Here is a 15,499-nt window from a genome sequence, read left to right as displayed (position 1 = left end):
ATGCCGCTCCCCCACGACACCGGCACGACGGCACCCACCGGTCAGGGGCGGTCCCCGCAGGCCGCCGGGCACTCCGCCGGCGCGCCCACCCGCACCGAACCGGCCGAACCCGGCGCGGGCGGCCCGGGCGGCCGCGGCGGCCGACGGGCCCTGCTCCTCACCGCCGCCCTCGTCGCCACCCTGTTCCTCCTCGCCCTGATCTCCGCCGGAACCGGCGCCTACCGCATCCCCACCGCGGACGTGCTCGCCTCCGCCCAGCACCGCCTGGGCCTCGGCGGAGCACCGCTCGACCGGGTCGCCGAAAGCGTGCTGTGGAACGTCCGCCTCCCCCGGATCGTGCTCGCGCTGCTCGTCGGCGCCGGCCTCGGCTGCGCGGGCGCGCTCATGCAGGGCGTCTTCGGCAACCCGCTCGCCGAGCCCGGCGTCATCGGCATCTCGGCGGGCGCCGCCGTCGGCGCGGTCGCCGCCATCGCCCTCGGCCTGGGCTTCCTCGGCAACTGGACCGTCACCGTCTGCGCGTTCGGCTCGGGCCTGGCCACCGTCAGCGCCGTCTACCTCCTCTCCCGCAACGGCGGGAAGACGGAGGTCGTCACGCTCATCCTCACCGGCATCGCGGTCAACGCCTTCGCCGGCGCCCTCATCGGCCTGTTCGTGTTCTTCGCGGACAGCGGCCAGGTCAACCAGATCACCTTCTGGCAGCTCGGCTCCCTCGCCCAGGCCACCTGGCCCAAGGTGCTCGCGGTCCTGCCCTGTGCCCTCGCCGGCCTGCTCATCGCCCCCTGCTACGCCCGCCGGCTCGATCTGCTCTCGCTCGGCGAACGGCCCGCCCGCCACCTCGGCATCGACGTCGAACGGCTGCGCCTGGCCCTCATCCTGGTCGTCGCCCTGCTCACCGCGGCCGCCGTGGCCGTCGCCGGCGTCATCACCTTCATCGGCCTGCTCGTCCCGCACCTGCTGCGCATGACCAACGGCCCCGGCCACCGCTTCCTGATCCCGGGCAGCGCCCTGGCCGGCGCCGTGGTCCTGGTCGCGGGCGACCTCGCCGCCCGGACCCTCGCCCAGCCCGCCGAGCTACCGCTCGGGGTACTGACCGCCCTGATCGGCAGCCCGTTCTTCTTCTGGCTACTGCGCCGCACCCGCCGCAGACAAGGAGGCTGGGCGTGACCCGCACCACCGTCACCACCGTCACCACCGTCACCAAGGACACCAAGGACACCAGCGTCACCACGGAGACCACCGCCACCAGGCCGGGCCCGCTGGCCCGCCTGTTCGCGCGCGGCCGCCGCGCCGTCCCGGCCCGGCCGCCGCTGGGTGCGGTGCTCGCCGAAGCCGTGGACCTGCACGTCCGGCTCGGCGGGCGGGAGGTGCTCGCCGGCATCGGGCTGTCCGCCCGGTCCGGGGAGGTGCTCGCCCTCATCGGCCCCAACGGCGCGGGCAAGTCCACCCTCCTCGGCGCCCTCGCCGCCGACCTGCCGGCCTCCTCCGGCGAAGTCCGCATCGACGGCCGCCCGGCGGGCGACTGGAGCGCCCCGGACCTCGCACTGCGCCGCTCGGTCCTGCCCCAGTCCGCCACACTGTCCTTCCCCTTCCCGGTGGAGGACGTCGTGCGGATGGGACGCGCCCCCTGGGCCGGCACCCTCTTCGCCGCGGCGGACGAGGAAGCCGTCGTCACCGCGATGGCCGCGGCCGAGGTCACCGCGTTCGCCGCGCGCCCGTTCTCCGCGCTCTCCGGCGGCGAGCGGGCCCGGGTCGCGCTGGCCCGCATACTGGCCCAGCGGACCCCGCTGCTGCTGCTCGACGAGCCCACCGCCGCCCTCGACCTGCGCCACCAGGAACTCGTCCTGCGCGTCTGCCGGGAGCGGGCCCGGGCCGGTGACGCGGTCGTCGTCGTCCTGCACGACCTGGGACTGGCCGCCGCCTACGCGGACCGGGCCGCCGTGCTGCACGACGGGCGGATCGCCGCGCACGGCCCGCCCGCCGAGGTGTTCGAGCCCACCCTCCTCAGCCGGGTCTACCGGCAGCCCGTAGAGGTGCTCCGGCACCCGCGCACGGGAGCGCCGCTGGTGGTCCCCGTACGGGCCGCGGAGCCCGGCGGCATACCGAGCGGTCTGCCCTCTTGACCTCCGCTTGACCCTGTCATGGGTCTGCCGTGGGACGTCCGTGACGGCCTCGTTTCCCTGGCCGAAACGTGAGATCTGAATCACTGCACGCGGGTTCATAGGTGAAGTAAGGCTCGGTTAAGTTAGGTCCGCCTCACCGGCCTCTCCCCCCTTGGGACGGCCCTCGCCCGACGCCCAGGAGCCCCCTATGCGCCCCGCCCGCCTCACCGTCGCCGCCGCCTCCGTGGCGGCCGCCCTGACCGTCGCCACCGGCTGCTCCCAGAAGAGCACCGGGGGCGACGACGCGATCCGCGTGGCGGCCTCCGACAGCGCCTGCGAGGTGTCGAAGACGGAGTTCCCGGCCGGCAAGGTGCAGATCGACGTCGAGAACAAGGGCTCCAAGGTCACCGAGGTCTACGTCCTCTTCCCGGACGCCCGCATCGTCACCGAGCGCGAGAACATCGGCCCGGGCACCAAGGCGTCCATCACCGCCGAGATCAAGGCGGGCGACTACGAGATCGTCTGCAAGCCCGGCATGAAGGGCGACGGCATCGCCCAGAAGGTCAAGGCGACCGGCGCCCAGGGTGCCGCCGAGGAGAAGCGCAGCCCGGAGGCGGACGCCGCCGTCACCGCGTACCGCGCGTACGTCGTCGCACAGGCCGAGGAGACCCTCCCCAAGGCACAGGCCTTCGTGGACGCGGTCAAGGCCGGCGATGTCGAGGCCGCCAAGAAGGCCTACGCCCCCTCCCGCATCGGCTGGGAGCGCACCGAGCCGGTCGCGGAGTCCTTCGGCGACATCGACCCGAAGGTCGACGTCCGCGAGGACGGCCTGGAGGCCGGCCAGGACCCGGCGAAGGACTGGACGGGCTGGCACCGCCTGGAGAAGTCCCTGTGGGCCGAGAACAAGATCGACGACAACGACAAGAAGCTCGCCGACACCCTGATCGCGGACCTGAACGAGTGGCGGAAGAAGGTCGGCGAGGCGGAGATCACGCCCACCTCGATCGCCAACGGCGCCAAGGAGCTCCTCGACGAGGTCGCCACCGGCAAGGTCACCGGCGAGGAGGAGCGCTACTCCCACACCGACCTGGTCGACTTCAAGGCCAACGTCGAGGGCGCGCAGAAGGCGTACGAGCTGCTCAAGCCGATCGCCGAGAAGAACGACCCGGAGCTGTCCAAGCAGCTCGACACCCAGTTCGCGGCCCTGAACACCCTTCTGGACAAGTACCGCGCCGACCAGACCTCCTACGAGTTCACCTCGTACGACAAGGTCGGCGAGGCGGAGCGCAAGGAGCTCTCGGACGGCGTCAACGCGCTCGCCGAGCCGCTGTCCAAGCTCGCCGCCGCGGTCGCGAAGTAGCGGGAACGGAACCGGACGGGAGTAGACGATGACCGAGTCTCAAGCGGCCGCCGGGCAGCCGCAGCACGACGGCGACGCCTCTTCGGCGGCAGCGGGGGCCGCGCCCTCCCGTCGCGCGGTACTCGGCTGGGGTGGTGCCGGGCTCGCGCTCGGCGCCGCCGCGGCCGGCGGTGCCGCCGCGGCCTTCGGCGGCGGCACCGACATGGTGTCGGCGTCGGCCGCCGGCGCGGCCGTGCCCTTCCACGGCGAGCACCAGGCCGGGATCGCGAGCGCCGTGCAGGACCGCCTGCACTTCGCGGCCTTCGACGTGAAGACGAAGGACCGCGCGGAGCTGGTCGCACTCCTCAAGGAGTGGACGGCCGCGGCCCGTCTGATGACGGCGGGCCTGCCGGTCGGCGACGTGTACGAGGGCCGGCCGGAGGCGCCGCCGACCGACACCGGCGAGGCCCTCGGCCTGAAGCCCTCCCGGCTCACCCTGACCGTCGGCTTCGGTCCGGGCCTGTTCGCCAAGGACCGGTTCGGGCTGGAGGGCCGGCGCCCCGAGGCCCTGGTGGACCTGGAGCTGTTCCCCGGCGACAACCTGGACCCGGCCCGCTCCGGCGGCGACCTCTGTGTCCAGGCGTGTGCCGACGATCCGCAGGTCGCGGTGCACGCCATCCGCCAGCTGGCCCGGATCGGCTTCGGTCGGGTCGCGGTCCGCTGGTCGCAGCTCGGCTTCGGCAAGACGTCCTCGACGACGCCCGACGAGCAGACCCCGCGCAACATGATGGGCTTCAAGGACGGCACACGAAACGTCTCGGGCACCGACCAGGCCGCCCTGGACCGGCACGTGTGGGTCGGCGCGGGCGACGGCAGCGACTGGCTGACGGGCGGCTCGTACCTGGTGGCGCGCCGGATCCGGATGAACATCGAGACCTGGGACCGGACCCCGCTCCAGGAGCAGGAGGACATCTTCGGCCGCGACAAGGGCGAGGGAGCCCCCGTGGGCAAGTCCAGGGAACGCGACGAGCCCTTCCTGAAGGCGATGAAGCCGGACTCCCACGTCCGTCTCGCGCACCCCGACTCCAACAACGGTGCGACGATCCTGCGGCGCGGCTACTCCTTCACCGACGGCACGGACGGCCTGGGCCGCCTCGACGCGGGCCTGTTCTTCCTGGCCTACCAGCGCGACGTGCGCACGGGCTTCGTCCCGATCCAGCGCAACCTGGCGAAGTCCGACGTTCTCAACGAATACATCCAGCACGTGGGTTCGGCCGTCTTCGCCGTCCCGCCGGGCGTCCGTGACAAGGACGACTGGTGGGGTCGGGCGCTGTTCGCCTGAGTCCCCGCCGGAGAGGAAGAACCGCCGTGTTCGGCAACTATCTGATCGGCCTGCGCGAGGGGCTGGAGGCCAGCCTGGTCGTCTGCATCCTGGTCGCGTACCTCGTCAAGACCGGCCGCCGGGACGCCCTGCGTCCCGTGTGGCTCGGCATCGGGATCGCCTGCGCGCTCTCGCTCGCCTTCGGCGCCCTGCTCGAATTCGGCTCCCAGGAGCTGACCTTCGAGGCACAGGAGCTGCTGGGCGGCAGCCTGTCGATCATCTCGGTGGGGCTGGTGACGTGGATGGTCTTCTGGATGAAGCGCACCGCGCGGCACCTGAAGGCCGAGCTGCACGGCAAGCTCGACACCGCGCTCGCCATGGGCACCGGCGCGCTCGTCGCGACGGCCTTCCTGGCGGTCGGCCGGGAGGGCCTGGAGACCGCCCTGTTCGTGTGGGCGTCGGTACGGGCCAGCGGCGAGGGCTCCTCGGCTCCGCTGATCGGGGTGCTGCTGGGCATCGCGACCGCGATCGTGCTGGGCTACCTCTTCTACCGGGGCGCCCTGCGGATCAACCTGGCCAAGTTCTTCCGGTGGACCGGCGCGATGCTGGTGGTGGTGGCGGCCGGCGTGCTCGCGTACGGCGTCCACGACCTCCAGGAGGCCCGCTTCCTGGGCGGTCTGAACGACAGGGCCTTCGACGTCAGCACGGCCGTCCCGCCGGACAGCTGGTACGGGACGCTGCTCAAGGGCGTCTTCAACTTCCAGCCGGACCCGACCGTCCTCCAGCTGACGGTGTGGGCGCTGTACCTGGTCCCCGTGCTGGTCCTGTTCTTCGCCGAGCGCGGGCGCGGCGGCCCGGCGGGCACCCCGCCCCGGGCCTCCGCCCCCTCGGGCAGCGAGCCCGCCGGCTGACGGGTCACCAGAGCCGGTCGACGCCCCCGGGGTGGAGCGGGACGCGCACGGCGGTGAAGGCCGCTCGGTCCGCGTCCCGGGCGCCGGTGAAGAACGCCGCCATCACCACCTTGTCGAAGCCCGGGGCGTCGGTGGCCAGCGGGTCCTCGGGGGTGCCGCCCACGAGGACCGTTCCGGGCAGCGGTGCGAAGCCGGCCGCCTCGTAGAACGGCGCGAGGGTCCGGTCGCAGCTGAACAGCGCCAGGTCCACGGCCGGGTCGGCGGCGAGTTCCGCGCGGGCGGCCGCCACCAGCCGCCCGCCGAGCCCCTGTCCGCGCCGCGTGCTCCGGGTCACGACGGAGCTGAGGCCGGCCGCCCGGTACGTACGGCCGGCGAGCGGGATCCCCTTGTACAGCAGCGCCAGCGCGGCGGCCACCGTCCCCTCGTCGTCGACGAGGAGGAGGGTGCGCGGCGCCAGCGCCGGGTCGTGCCCCGGGGTGGAGCCGGGCCAGGCCTCTGCTTCCAGGTCGGCCACCTGGCGGGCCAGCCGTCCGGGCACGTCCGGCTCGGCGAACCCCAGCACCCGCAGAGCCGTGCTCACGGGATGCGGACCGCGGTGCCGCCCACGCGGACGCGGCGCTCGCCTTCGCGCAGTTCGACCGTGAGCACTCCGGGGCGGCCCATGTCCGCGCCCTGGTGCAGGGTCAGCACGGCGTCCTGCGGGACGAGGCCGAGCTCTCGGGCGTAGGCGCCGAAGGCGGCCGCCGCGGCCCCGGTCGCCGGGTCCTCGACCACGCCGCCGACCGGGAAGGGGTCGCGCACGTGGAACTCCCGCGGACCCGTCCGGTGCACCAGTTGGACCGTGGTGAGGTCCAGGCGCCGCATCAGCGCCTCCAGCCGGGCGAAGTCGTAGTCGAGGTCCGCGAGCCGGGCCCGGGTGGCGGCGCCGAGCACCAGGTGGCGGGCTCCGGCGTAGGCGATCCGCGGCGGGAACGCCGGGTCGAGGTCGGCCCGCGGCCAGTCCAGCGCGGCGAGTGCCTCGGCGAGGTCGGCGGCTCCGATCTCCTCGGTGTGCGGCTCGACGCTGGTCAGCGTGGCCCGCAGGCGGCCGTCCTCGGCGGTGACGGACACCGGGACGGTTCCCGCGCGGGTGGCGAGGAGCAGTTCGCCGGGGCCGGTCCGCTCCGCCAGCGCTACGGCCGTGGCGACGGTGGCGTGGCCGCAGAAGGGAACCTCCGCCTTCGGGCTGAAGTAGCGCACGGTGAAGGAGCGGCCCTCCCGGCCGCCGAGCCCTTCGGGCGGGGCGGTGAGGAAGGCCGTCTCGCTGTAGCCCAGCCCGGCGGCGATCTCCAGCATCGCGTCCTCGTCCAGCCCGGAGGCGTCGAGCACGACCCCGGCGGGGTTGCCGCCGTCCGGGTCGCCGGAGAACGCGGTGTAGCGCAGTACCTCGGTATCGGTCATGCGGTCATGATCGGCGCCGTCGGTGCGCCGTGGCAACGGGCGCCGGGCGGGCCGGCGGCTCAGCCGCGGCCGATGTACGGCATGGAGGTGGCCATCACCGTCGCGAACTGCACGTTCGCCTCCAGCGGGAGCTCGGCCATGTGCCGGACCGTACGGGCGACGTCGGCGGCGTCCATGACCGGCTCGACGGCCAGCTGCCCGTTGGCCTGGAGGATGCCGGTCTGCATCCGCTCGGTCATCTCGGTCGCCGCGTTGCCGATGTCGATCTGGCCGCAGGCGATGCGGTACGGCCGCCCGTCGAGCGACAGGGACTTCGTCAGGCCGGTCATCGCGTGCTTGGTCGCGGTGTAGGCGATCGAGTTCGGGCGGGGCACGTGGGCGGAGATGGAGCCGTTGTTGATGATGCGTCCGCCCTGCGGATCCTGCCCCTTCATCTGCCGGAAGGCGGCCTGCGCGCACAGGAAGGCACCGGTCAGGTTGACGTCGACGACCGAGCGCCAGGCGTCGTAGGTGATGTCCTCCAGCGGAACGCCGCCGGGGCCGAAGGTGCCCGCGTTGTTGAAGAGCAGGTCGAGGCGCCCGTACCGGGCCCGCACTGACTCGAACAGCCGAGTGACGTCGTCCGGGTCGCTGACGTCGGCCGGCACGCACAGGACGTCGGCCGCCGCCCCGGCCGCGGCGGCGGTCTCCTCCAGCGGTCCGACCCGGCGGCCGGCCAGGGCCACGGCCCATCCCGCCGCGGCCAGGGCCAGCGCCACGGAACGCCCGATCCCGGAGCCGGCACCGGTCACCACGGCGGTCTTCTTCGTAGGTTCGTCCATGGGGCCGCAGGGTACGTCACAGCACGCCCAGGTCCCGGGACGTTCCGATTGCTGAGAACATGGGTCGGTCAGGGGTGCACAAGAGCAGATGAGAAGACTGGAGTTCCGCATGTCGGAGAGAGGCCCCGCGACGGCACCCTCGCACGATTCGTCGCCCGATTCGCCCTCCGCCCGCTCCGCACCCGCGTCCCTGGCGCGCGCCCGCCGCACGAGCCTGCTCGTCACCTTCGTACTCGGTGGTCTGACCGCCCTCCCGCCGCTGTCCATGGACATGTACCTGCCGGCCCTGCCGCAGGTCACCGACGCCCTCCGCAGCCCTGCCGCGACGATCCAGCTGACCCTCACCGCGTGCCTCGCCGGCATGGCCCTCGGCCAGCTCGTCATCGGCCCGATGAGCGACCGGTGGGGCCGCCGCCGGCCGCTGCTCGCCGGCATGGTCGTCTACGTCCTGGCCACCGCGATCTGCGCCCTCGCCCCGACCGCCGAGCTGCTGATCTCCTTCCGGCTGCTCCAGGGGCTGGCCGGGTCCGCCGGCGTCGTCATCGCGCGTGCCGTCGTGCGCGACCTGTACGACGGCGACGAGATGGCCCGCTTCTTCTCCACGCTGATGCTCATATCCGGGGCCGCCCCGATCGTCGCGCCCCTCATAGGAGGCCAGGTGCTGCGCTTCGCCGACTGGCGGGGGGTCTTCCTCGTCCTCACCGGCGTCGGCGCGGTCCTCACCCTGATGGTCTGGCGCGGTCTCGGCGAGACCCTGCCGCCCGCGCTGCGGCACACCGGCGGTGTCGGCTCGGCGCTGCGGACCATGCGCGGGCTGCTCGGCGACCGGGTCTTCACCGGCTACACCCTGACCGGCGGCTTCGCCTTCGCCGTCCTCTTCTCCTACATCTCCGCCTCCCCCTTCGTGGTGCAGGAGATCTACGGGGCCTCGCCCCAGACCTTCTCCCTGCTCTTCGGCCTGAACTCGGTCGGCTTGATCCTCGTCGGCCAGATCAACGGCAAGCTGCTGGTCGGCCGGGTCCGCCTGGACAAGGTGCTGGCCGTCGGGCTCGCGGTCGTCACGGCCTGCGCGGTGTCCCTGCTGCTGATGACGACGGGCGCCCTCGGCGAGGTCGGGCTGACCCCCGTCGCCGCCGCGCTGTTCGTGCTGATGTCGGCGATGGGCATCGTGCTGCCGAACACCAACGCGCAGGCGCTGATGCGGACCCCGCACGCGGCGGGATCGGCCTCCGCGCTGCTCGGCACCTCGTCCTTCCTGGTCGGCGCGATCGCCTCGCCGCTGGTCGGCGTCGCGGGCGAGGGCACCGCGGTTCCGATGGCACTGGTGCAGCTGGTGTGCGCGCTGGTGTCGGTCAGCTGTTTCCTGGCCCTGTGCCGGCCCTGGCGGCAGCGGGACGAGCAGACCGCGCCCGCCCCGGCCGGGGACTGAACCGGGCGGCCCGATCCGGGGCCGGGCCCCGAGGGCGGTCCCGGCCCCGGACCGCCGTAAACTCGGCAGGTGAACGCCTCCGCCCCCACCACCGCCGAGTCCCTCCGCAGCACGCTCGGCGGGCTGCTCGACGGGCTCCCGCCCAAGCAGGCCTCCGCCGCCGTCGAGCGGCTCATCGCCAACTACCGGGGGCGGACCCCCACGGACGCGCCCGTACTGCGCGACCGCTCGGACGTCGCGGCGTACGCGGCCTACCGCATGCCCGCCACCTTCGAGGCCGTACGGGCCGCCCTGCACGGGCTGGCCGCGGCGGCACCCGGCTGGGCGCCCGCCTCGCACGTGGACATCGGCGGCGGTACGGGGGCGGCGGCCTGGGCGGTGGACGCCACCTGGGACGGCCCGCGGCGCACCACCGTGCTGGACTGGGCCGAGCCGGCCCTGGCCCTCGGCCGGGAGCTGGCGGCGGCCTCCGGCTCGCCCGTGCTGCGCGGCGCCGAGTGGCGGCGGGCCGTCATCGGCTCAGGGCTGTCGGTCCCCGACGCCGACCTGGTGACGGTGTCGTACGTGCTCGGCGAGCTGACCGGGCAGGCCCGCACGGCCGTCGTCGCCGAGGCGGCGCGGGCCGGCCGGGCCGTGGTGCTGATCGAGCCGGGCACGCCCGAGGGGTACCTGCGCATCCGCGAGGCCCGCGACCAGCTGATCGCGGCCGGGCTGAAGGTGGCCGCCCCCTGCCCGCACGACGGGACCTGTCCCATCGAGGTGGGCAAGGACTGGTGCCACTTCTCGGCGCGGGTCAGCCGCTCCTCCCTGCACCGCCAGGTCAAGGGCGGCTCGCTCCCGTACGAGGACGAGAAGTTCAGCTACGTCGCCGCGACCCGCTTCCCCGTGGAGCCGGCCGCCTTCCGGATCACGCGCAGGCCGCAGATCCGCAAGGGGCTGGTGCTGTTGGAGCTGTGCGGCCCCGAGGAGGGCGACGGCGCGGGCCTGACCCGGGTCAACGTGACCAAGCGCCACGGCGACCTCTACAGGGCCGCACGGGACGCCGACTGGGGCCGGGCCTGGCCGCCGCCCTCGGCGGACTAGGCAGTGCCTGGTCCTACGGGCGCAGCTCCTGGGTGCAGCACTTCACGCTGCCGCCGCCCTTGAGCAGTTCTCCCAGGTCCATCGGGATCGGCTCGAAGCCCCGGTCGCGCAGCGGGCCGAACAGCCCGGTGGCCGCCTGCGGGAGCAGGACGTGCCGGCCGTCGGACACCGCGTTCAGGCCGAGGGCGGCCGCGTCCCTGCCGTCGGCGATCAGCGCGTCGGGGAAGAGCCTGCGGAGCACGCCCCTGCTGCCGGGCGAGAAGGCCTCCGGGTAGTACATGACCTCGTCGCCGTCGAGGACGCTGAGCGCCGTGTCGAGGTGGTAGTAGCGCGGGTCCACCAGGTCGAGGCCGATGACGGGGCGGCCGAAGAACTCCTGGGCCTCGTCATGCGAGAGCGGGCTGGATCGGAAGCCGCGCCCGGCGAGGATGAAGCTCGCCGTGACGGCGAAGTCGCCCTCGCCCTCGTTGACGTGGGCGGGCTCGTGGATGTCCCGGTATCCGTGTCCGCGGAACCAGTCGAGGTGGATGTCGGCCTCGGGGCCCCTTTCCCGGTGGGCGAACCGGGCCCCGAGGACCCGGCCGTCGACCACCAGGGCCCCGTTCGCCGCGAACACCATGTCGGGCAGCGCGGGATCGGGTACGAGCGTCTCCACGGCGTGGCCGAGGGACAGGTAGCGGTCCCTGAGGTCCTCCCACTGGGTCAGGGCGAGGGGCAGGTCCACCGGTTTCGTGGGATCCATCCACGGATTGATGGAGTACGTGACCTTGAAGTGTGCAGGTGGGCACATCAGGTAGCGCCGGGGTGTGGCGTCTCTGCGCAAAGAAGGCTCCTCACGACTTTCACGACTCGGGACGAGTGCTGGAGAGAATCGTGCCTCCTCGACCGGGACGGCGCAGTGGACCGATGGGGTGGTTTACCGAAACGATGAGAGCCGGAGAGACGAAGAGACGAGACGTCTCGCTTGATAGCTTCGGGGCATGCCCAAGACCCCTGACGCCGCGCGCCGCAGCGACCGCTCCCGGCGCGCCATCCTCGATGCCGCGCTCGCCCTGGTCGGGGAGGTCGGCTACAACAAGCTGACCATCGAGGCCATCGCCGCCCGGGCCGGCGTCGGCAAGCAGACCATCTACCGGTGGTGGCCCTCGAAGGCCGCCGTCCTCCTGGAGGCCTCCCTCGCCCTCGCCGGGGACGCGGAGACGGACGCCGGGTGGACCGGCTTCCCCGACACCGGGGACCTCGCCGCCGACCTGAAGCACGTGATGCGGGCGACGGTCGACGAGTTCAACGACGAGAAGTACGAGGCCCCCGTGCGCGCCCTGACGGCGGCCGGCGCCAGCGACCCCGAGCTCGGCGCCCGGTTCACCGAGCAGCTCCTGGAGCCCCAGCTCGCCCTCTACGAGGCCCGGTTGCGCACGGCCCGCGAGGCCGGCCAGCTCGCGCCGGACACCGATCTGCGGCTCACGGTCGAGATGCTGGTGGGGCCGCTGACCTACCGCTGGTTGATGCGCACCGCGCCGCTCACGCACGCGTACACCGACGCGCTGGTGGACCGGGTGCTCGGCGGGGTGGCAAACGTCACCGCCCGCTAGACGCCCGACCCCCTGCGTTCACCCGGGCATGTTTGCACCGATTCTGCTGGTATGCAGGTATTTGCGGTCACCCGTCCACGGCCCCCCGGTCTCGAAGAGCGGTCACCCTGGGCGCAGGATGGTGGGACCATGTGAAGGTCTGCCGGGGTAACGGTGAGGTGAGGGGATCGATGGGGTCTGAGTCCGGCCGCGTCAAACGCGGCGAGCAGAGCAGGATTTCCCAGTGGCTGCGCCGGCGGCAGAAACCCACCGCCGAGGACCCCGCACGGGACCGCGAGGCGCTCCTCGTGGCCGTTGCCGCCGCCGGTCTTCCCCTCGCCCCCGCGGCCCATCCCGCCGAATACCGGTGCTCGTGCGACCGCATCGGCTGTCCGACCCCGGCACGGCATCCGGTCTCCTTCGCCTGGCAGACCCAGTCGACCACCGACCGCGCGCAGATCGAGCGGTGGGCCCGCAACCAGCCCGAGGCCAACTTCATCACCGCGACCGGCATGGTCCACGACGTGCTCGACGTCCCGCTGGAAGCCGGCGCCGCCGCCCTGGCACGGCTCCTGGAGGCCGGCGTCAAGGTCGGCCCCGTCGCCGAATCGGGCGGCACCGGCGACCAGGCCCGGATGCTCTTCTTCACCGCCACCCGCGGCACCCCCGAGGACGAAGACGAGTGGTGGCCGTGCGCGCTGGACTGCCAGCCCGAGACCATGGACGAGCACCCGGGCCTGCGCTGGCACTGCCGCGGCAGCTACGTCCTGGTCCCGCCGGCGGCCCTCCCCGGCGACCATGCGGTGAGCTGGATCCGCGGCATGGAACACCCCCTCCCGGACCCGCTGACCCTCCTGGAGACCCTGACGGACGCCTGCGCCGCGTACGCCGACACCTCCGACCGCACGCCGGCGACGGTGGCCTGGCCGCTCGGCCGCTGAGGAGCGGCAGCGGCCGCCGCGCGTCAGTGGTGGATCTGCGTCACGACCACGTCGAGGGACCAGGCCCGGCCCGCCTTCGCGGGGGCTTCCGCCTCGACGACGTACCCCAGGTCCCGCAGGGCCGTCACCAACTCGGCGGGCGAACCGGGCACGGCACCCGCCACCAGCAGGTCCCGGACCAGCCGGCCCTTCGTGGCCTTGTTGAAGTGGCTCACCACGGACCGCTTCTCCACGCCGTCGACCGTCTGCGCGTGCAGCACCCGCACCGTCGCGGTCCGACCCGCGACCTCGCCCCTGGGCTTCCACGCCGTCGCGTACGCCGCCGAACGAAGGTCCAGTACGAGCCCGTCCCCGGCGGCGGCGGGCAGCACCTCCGCCATCGGCGCGCGCCAGTACGCGCCGAGCGCCCCCAGCCCCGGGAGCTTCACGCCCATCGAGCAGCGGTAGGAGGGGATGCGGTCGGTGACGCGCACCGCGCCCCACAGCCCGGAGAAGACGAGCAGCGTGTCCTCGGCCATCGCCCGCGCCGGCGCCGGCAGGTCGGCCAGGCCCAGCGCGTCGTAGAGCACGCCGGTGTAGACCTCCCCCGCCGGGCGGGCCGCCGCCGAGCGCAGCTCCGCGTTCTTCGCGACCTCGCCCCGCAGGCCCTCGCTCAGGCCCAGCACCTCACGGGCCTTCAGCTCGTCGCCCGAGCACAGGTCGACGAGCTCCGCCAGCACCGCCGCCCGGGCCTGCGCCAGACCCGGCAGCGACAGCTCCTGCGGCTCCAGCGGTGCGCCGGAGCCTCCGGCGGCCTTTCCCTCGGAGGGCGGCAGCAGCACGAGCACGGTGGTTCTCCTTCAGTACGGCACGGCACAGGGGGTGCGGCCCCCCGGCCAGGGTAGACGCCCGCCGGTCCCGCCCCGCCCTATGCCGGCCGGCGCAGGGCCGAGACCAGGGTGCCGGGGTCGTCCGCGTGGAAGCGGACGGTGGTGGCCGATCCGCGGGCGCCGAGCGGGCGGGTGAAGGCGAGCGGGCGGCTCAGCTCCAGGGTCACCGTGGTCTGACTGCCGACGATGAGGTCGAGCACCCCGTCGTCGGAGACCGTGACCAGCCGCCCCTCCGGATAGCGGCGCTCCACCCGTACCGAGGCCACCGCGTCCGGCGGGACGACGAGGTCGAAGAGGGCGCCGTAGCGGATCCGCAACGAGCCGTCGGCACCGACCACGTGCGGCCGGGTGACGCAGGCGGCGTGCAGGGCGATCACCAGCACGATCCCGTACACGTCCAGCACGAGCACCGCCCGGTGGACCGCCGGCCAGGGGATGAGGAGGGCCAGCGCCACGGTCTCGACCACCGACACGAAGACCATCCCGTACATCATGGCCGTCTGCGGCCCGGTGTACGCGGCGGCGAGGTCGCCGTGCCGCACCCCGTGCTTCCTGCGCAGGACCCACCGGCCGAGGGAGGCTCCGGCGCGCAGCTCGTGCCGCAGCAGCCGCCGCACCTGGACCGGGACCATGGCCCGGACCGCCGTCCGCAGGGCGGCCCGGGGTTCCCCGCCGGCGGCCCGGGCGGCGGCGTACAGCCCGCGCAGCACCCCTATCTGGAGCAGGAGCATCGCGAACACGCCGGCTCCGGCCGCGGCCAGGGCCGGCGTGGGCAGCCGCACCCCGGCCGCCCGGCACACCACGAGCACCAGCTCGGCCGGCAGGACAGCGGCCGCCGCGATCCGCGCCGCCCGTGCGGCGCGGATCATCGGCGCCCCCGCTCGATGAAGGCCTGCATGACGCGGCGGACGACCTCCGCCTGCGCGGGCGCGTACTCGGCGAGCAGCGCCTCCTGGAACCCGGCCACGACCGCCCCGTTCCGGGGGATCGCGGCGAACACCTCGTCGGGGACCACGGCCACCAGCTCCGCGGCCAGGCCCGGGATCCGCGGGTCGTCCGCGCAGGCGTCGGCGAGTTCGTCCAGCCGCTCGTACAGGGCGAGCACCCCGGGGTCGGCGGCCAGCGGTCCGAGCGCGGCGTAGACCTCCTCGCCGCCCGCGCCCGACGCGTCGAGGAGCGTCAGGTGTTCGCGGTCCTTCGCCGCGGACGGCGAGGTCGTGCGCGGCGCCTTCGCCAGCAGCCCGGCGAGCGCGGGCGACATCGGCTCGCCCTCCCCCGGCCGGGCGGCCAGGAGCACCGCGAGCCGTCGCCGCCGCTCCTTGATCTCGGACTCCTGCCGGGCGAGGTCGGCGTCGAGCTCCTCCAGGACGTCCGCCAGGTCGCGCCCGGCGTCGTCCGCGAGGACGTCGCGCACCTCGTCGAGGCTGAGGCCGAGCTCGGTGAGCCGCCGTACGCGGGCCAGCAGGACGGCGTCCCGGACGGTGTAGGCCCGGTAGCCATTGGGGCGCCGCTCCGGTTCCGGGAGCAGCCCGACATGGTGGTAGTGCCGGATCGCCCGGGTGGTGACCCCGACGACCGCGGCGATCTCTCCGATCCGCATGACCCCAGTAGAAACCTTGCCGTCGCGGCAAGGTCAAGCGGCGATGACACAGCCGGTACCATGGTCGCCACGGCA

Annotated in this window: 15 protein-coding genes and 1 pseudogene; 9 read left to right on the top strand and 7 right to left on the bottom strand. The window is 73.8% G+C overall.

The window, feature by feature from the left end; translation table 11 throughout:
* From AW27_RS24180 to efeU, 5 genes are all read left to right on the top strand, one after another.
* Positions 1 to 1,164, top strand: a complete 1,164-nt coding sequence (locus AW27_RS24180; RefSeq protein ID WP_078556966.1) for a FecCD family ABC transporter permease — start codon at positions 1 to 3, stop codon at positions 1,162 to 1,164.
* 92 nt (positions 1,165 to 1,256) lie between these two features.
* Positions 1,257 to 2,120 (top strand): heme ABC transporter ATP-binding protein, encoded by an 864-nt coding sequence (locus AW27_RS24175; protein ID WP_052031239.1) that lies wholly within the window; start codon positions 1,257 to 1,259, stop codon positions 2,118 to 2,120.
* Between the two features lie 187 nt (positions 2,121 to 2,307).
* Positions 2,308 to 3,459: an iron uptake system protein EfeO gene (gene efeO, locus AW27_RS24170; protein ID WP_037927299.1), complete on the top strand. Its 1,152-nt coding sequence runs from the start codon at positions 2,308 to 2,310 to the stop codon at positions 3,457 to 3,459.
* A 28-nt stretch (positions 3,460 to 3,487) separates the two neighbouring features.
* Positions 3,488 to 4,780, top strand: a complete 1,293-nt coding sequence (gene efeB, locus AW27_RS24165) for an iron uptake transporter deferrochelatase/peroxidase subunit (protein WP_037927302.1) — start codon at positions 3,488 to 3,490, stop codon at positions 4,778 to 4,780.
* A 26-nt stretch (positions 4,781 to 4,806) separates the two neighbouring features.
* Positions 4,807 to 5,670 (top strand): iron uptake transporter permease EfeU, encoded by an 864-nt coding sequence (gene efeU, locus AW27_RS24160; protein ID WP_037927306.1) that lies wholly within the window; start codon positions 4,807 to 4,809, stop codon positions 5,668 to 5,670.
* A 4-nt stretch (positions 5,671 to 5,674) separates the two neighbouring features.
* Here efeU and AW27_RS24155 read toward each other — a convergent pair whose 3' ends face one another.
* The 3 genes from AW27_RS24155 to AW27_RS24145 are packed head-to-tail and all read right to left on the bottom strand — an operon-like array spanning position 5,675 to position 7,931.
* Complete coding sequence (locus AW27_RS24155) at positions 5,675 to 6,250, bottom strand: GNAT family N-acetyltransferase (RefSeq protein ID WP_236647813.1); 576 nt, start codon at positions 6,248 to 6,250, stop codon at positions 5,675 to 5,677.
* Complete coding sequence (locus AW27_RS24150; RefSeq protein WP_037927314.1) at positions 6,247 to 7,110, bottom strand: PhzF family phenazine biosynthesis protein; 864 nt, start codon at positions 7,108 to 7,110, stop codon at positions 6,247 to 6,249. The genes AW27_RS24155 and AW27_RS24150 overlap by 4 nt, the downstream gene beginning before the upstream one ends.
* Before the next feature lie 59 nt (positions 7,111 to 7,169).
* Positions 7,170 to 7,931, bottom strand: a complete 762-nt coding sequence (locus AW27_RS24145) for an SDR family oxidoreductase (protein ID WP_037927317.1) — start codon at positions 7,929 to 7,931, stop codon at positions 7,170 to 7,172.
* A 109-nt stretch (positions 7,932 to 8,040) separates the two neighbouring features.
* Between AW27_RS24145 and AW27_RS24140 the strand changes: the two genes are divergently transcribed.
* Positions 8,041 to 9,360, top strand: coding sequence for a Bcr/CflA family multidrug efflux MFS transporter (locus tag AW27_RS24140; protein ID WP_172671394.1), 1,320 nt, complete (start codon positions 8,041 to 8,043; stop codon positions 9,358 to 9,360).
* 69 nt (positions 9,361 to 9,429) lie between these two features.
* Positions 9,430 to 10,443: a small ribosomal subunit Rsm22 family protein gene (locus AW27_RS24135; RefSeq protein ID WP_037927320.1), complete on the top strand. Its 1,014-nt coding sequence runs from the start codon at positions 9,430 to 9,432 to the stop codon at positions 10,441 to 10,443.
* A 13-nt stretch (positions 10,444 to 10,456) separates the two neighbouring features.
* Here AW27_RS24135 and ddaH read toward each other — a convergent pair.
* Positions 10,457 to 11,284: pseudogene (gene ddaH / locus AW27_RS24130) on the bottom strand (dimethylargininase); the annotation flags it as partial.
* Positions 11,285 to 11,423: 139 nt separating this feature from the next.
* On the opposite strand from ddaH, the gene AW27_RS24125 reads away from it, so the two are divergent.
* Together AW27_RS24125 and AW27_RS24120 are read left to right on the top strand one after the other, a co-directional pair.
* Complete coding sequence (locus AW27_RS24125) at positions 11,424 to 12,035, top strand: TetR/AcrR family transcriptional regulator (protein ID WP_037927327.1); 612 nt, start codon at positions 11,424 to 11,426, stop codon at positions 12,033 to 12,035.
* 170 nt (positions 12,036 to 12,205) lie between these two features.
* Positions 12,206 to 12,955: a bifunctional DNA primase/polymerase gene (locus tag AW27_RS24120; protein ID WP_037927329.1), complete on the top strand. Its 750-nt coding sequence runs from the start codon at positions 12,206 to 12,208 to the stop codon at positions 12,953 to 12,955.
* Positions 12,956 to 12,978: 23 nt separating this feature from the next.
* Here AW27_RS24120 and yaaA read toward each other — a convergent pair whose 3' ends face one another.
* From yaaA to AW27_RS24105, 3 genes are all read right to left on the bottom strand, one after another.
* The gene (gene yaaA / locus AW27_RS24115; RefSeq protein WP_037927333.1) at positions 12,979 to 13,782 is read right to left on the bottom strand and encodes a peroxide stress protein YaaA; all 804 of its coding nucleotides are present in this window, start codon (positions 13,780 to 13,782) and stop codon (positions 12,979 to 12,981) included.
* Positions 13,783 to 13,862: 80 nt separating this feature from the next.
* Positions 13,863 to 14,693 carry a hypothetical protein gene (locus AW27_RS24110; protein ID WP_037927341.1) on the bottom strand — a complete coding sequence of 277 codons (831 nt, stop codon included), beginning with the start codon at positions 14,691 to 14,693 and terminating at the stop codon, positions 13,863 to 13,865.
* Entirely contained in the window at positions 14,690 to 15,424 is a 735-nt protein-coding gene (locus AW27_RS24105) for a MerR family transcriptional regulator (RefSeq protein WP_037927344.1), read from the bottom strand. Before AW27_RS24105 ends, AW27_RS24110 begins: the two co-directional genes overlap by 4 nt.
* Between the last annotated feature and the right edge of the window lie 75 nt (positions 15,425 to 15,499).

Origin of the sequence: Streptomyces sp. PCS3-D2, from assembly GCF_000612545.2 — a bacterium.
Lineage (GTDB): Bacteria > Actinomycetota > Actinomycetes > Streptomycetales > Streptomycetaceae > Streptomyces.
This window is presented reverse-complemented; position numbering and strand designations above follow the sequence as displayed.

What these genes read in the sequence shown, in the direction of transcription:
- AW27_RS24125 (WP_037927327.1), top strand. Translation starts at nt 11,424, where the DNA reads ATGCCCAAGACCCCTGACGCCGCGCGCCGCAGCGACCGCTCCCGGCGC.
- AW27_RS24110 (WP_037927341.1), bottom strand. Translation starts at nt 14,693, where the DNA reads ATGATCCGCGCCGCACGGGCGGCGCGGATCGCGGCGGCCGCTGTCCTG.
- AW27_RS24140 (WP_172671394.1), top strand. Translation starts at nt 8,041, where the DNA reads ATGTCGGAGAGAGGCCCCGCGACGGCACCCTCGCACGATTCGTCGCCC.
- AW27_RS24105 (WP_037927344.1), bottom strand. Translation starts at nt 15,424, where the DNA reads ATGCGGATCGGAGAGATCGCCGCGGTCGTCGGGGTCACCACCCGGGCG.
- efeB (WP_037927302.1), top strand. Translation starts at nt 3,488, where the DNA reads ATGACCGAGTCTCAAGCGGCCGCCGGGCAGCCGCAGCACGACGGCGAC.
- AW27_RS24150 (WP_037927314.1), bottom strand. Translation starts at nt 7,110, where the DNA reads ATGACCGATACCGAGGTACTGCGCTACACCGCGTTCTCCGGCGACCCG.
- AW27_RS24120 (WP_037927329.1), top strand. Translation starts at nt 12,206, where the DNA reads ATGGGGTCTGAGTCCGGCCGCGTCAAACGCGGCGAGCAGAGCAGGATT.
- AW27_RS24145 (WP_037927317.1), bottom strand. Translation starts at nt 7,931, where the DNA reads ATGGACGAACCTACGAAGAAGACCGCCGTGGTGACCGGTGCCGGCTCC.
- AW27_RS24180 (WP_078556966.1), top strand. Translation starts at nt 1, where the DNA reads ATGCCGCTCCCCCACGACACCGGCACGACGGCACCCACCGGTCAGGGG.
- efeO (WP_037927299.1), top strand. Translation starts at nt 2,308, where the DNA reads ATGCGCCCCGCCCGCCTCACCGTCGCCGCCGCCTCCGTGGCGGCCGCC.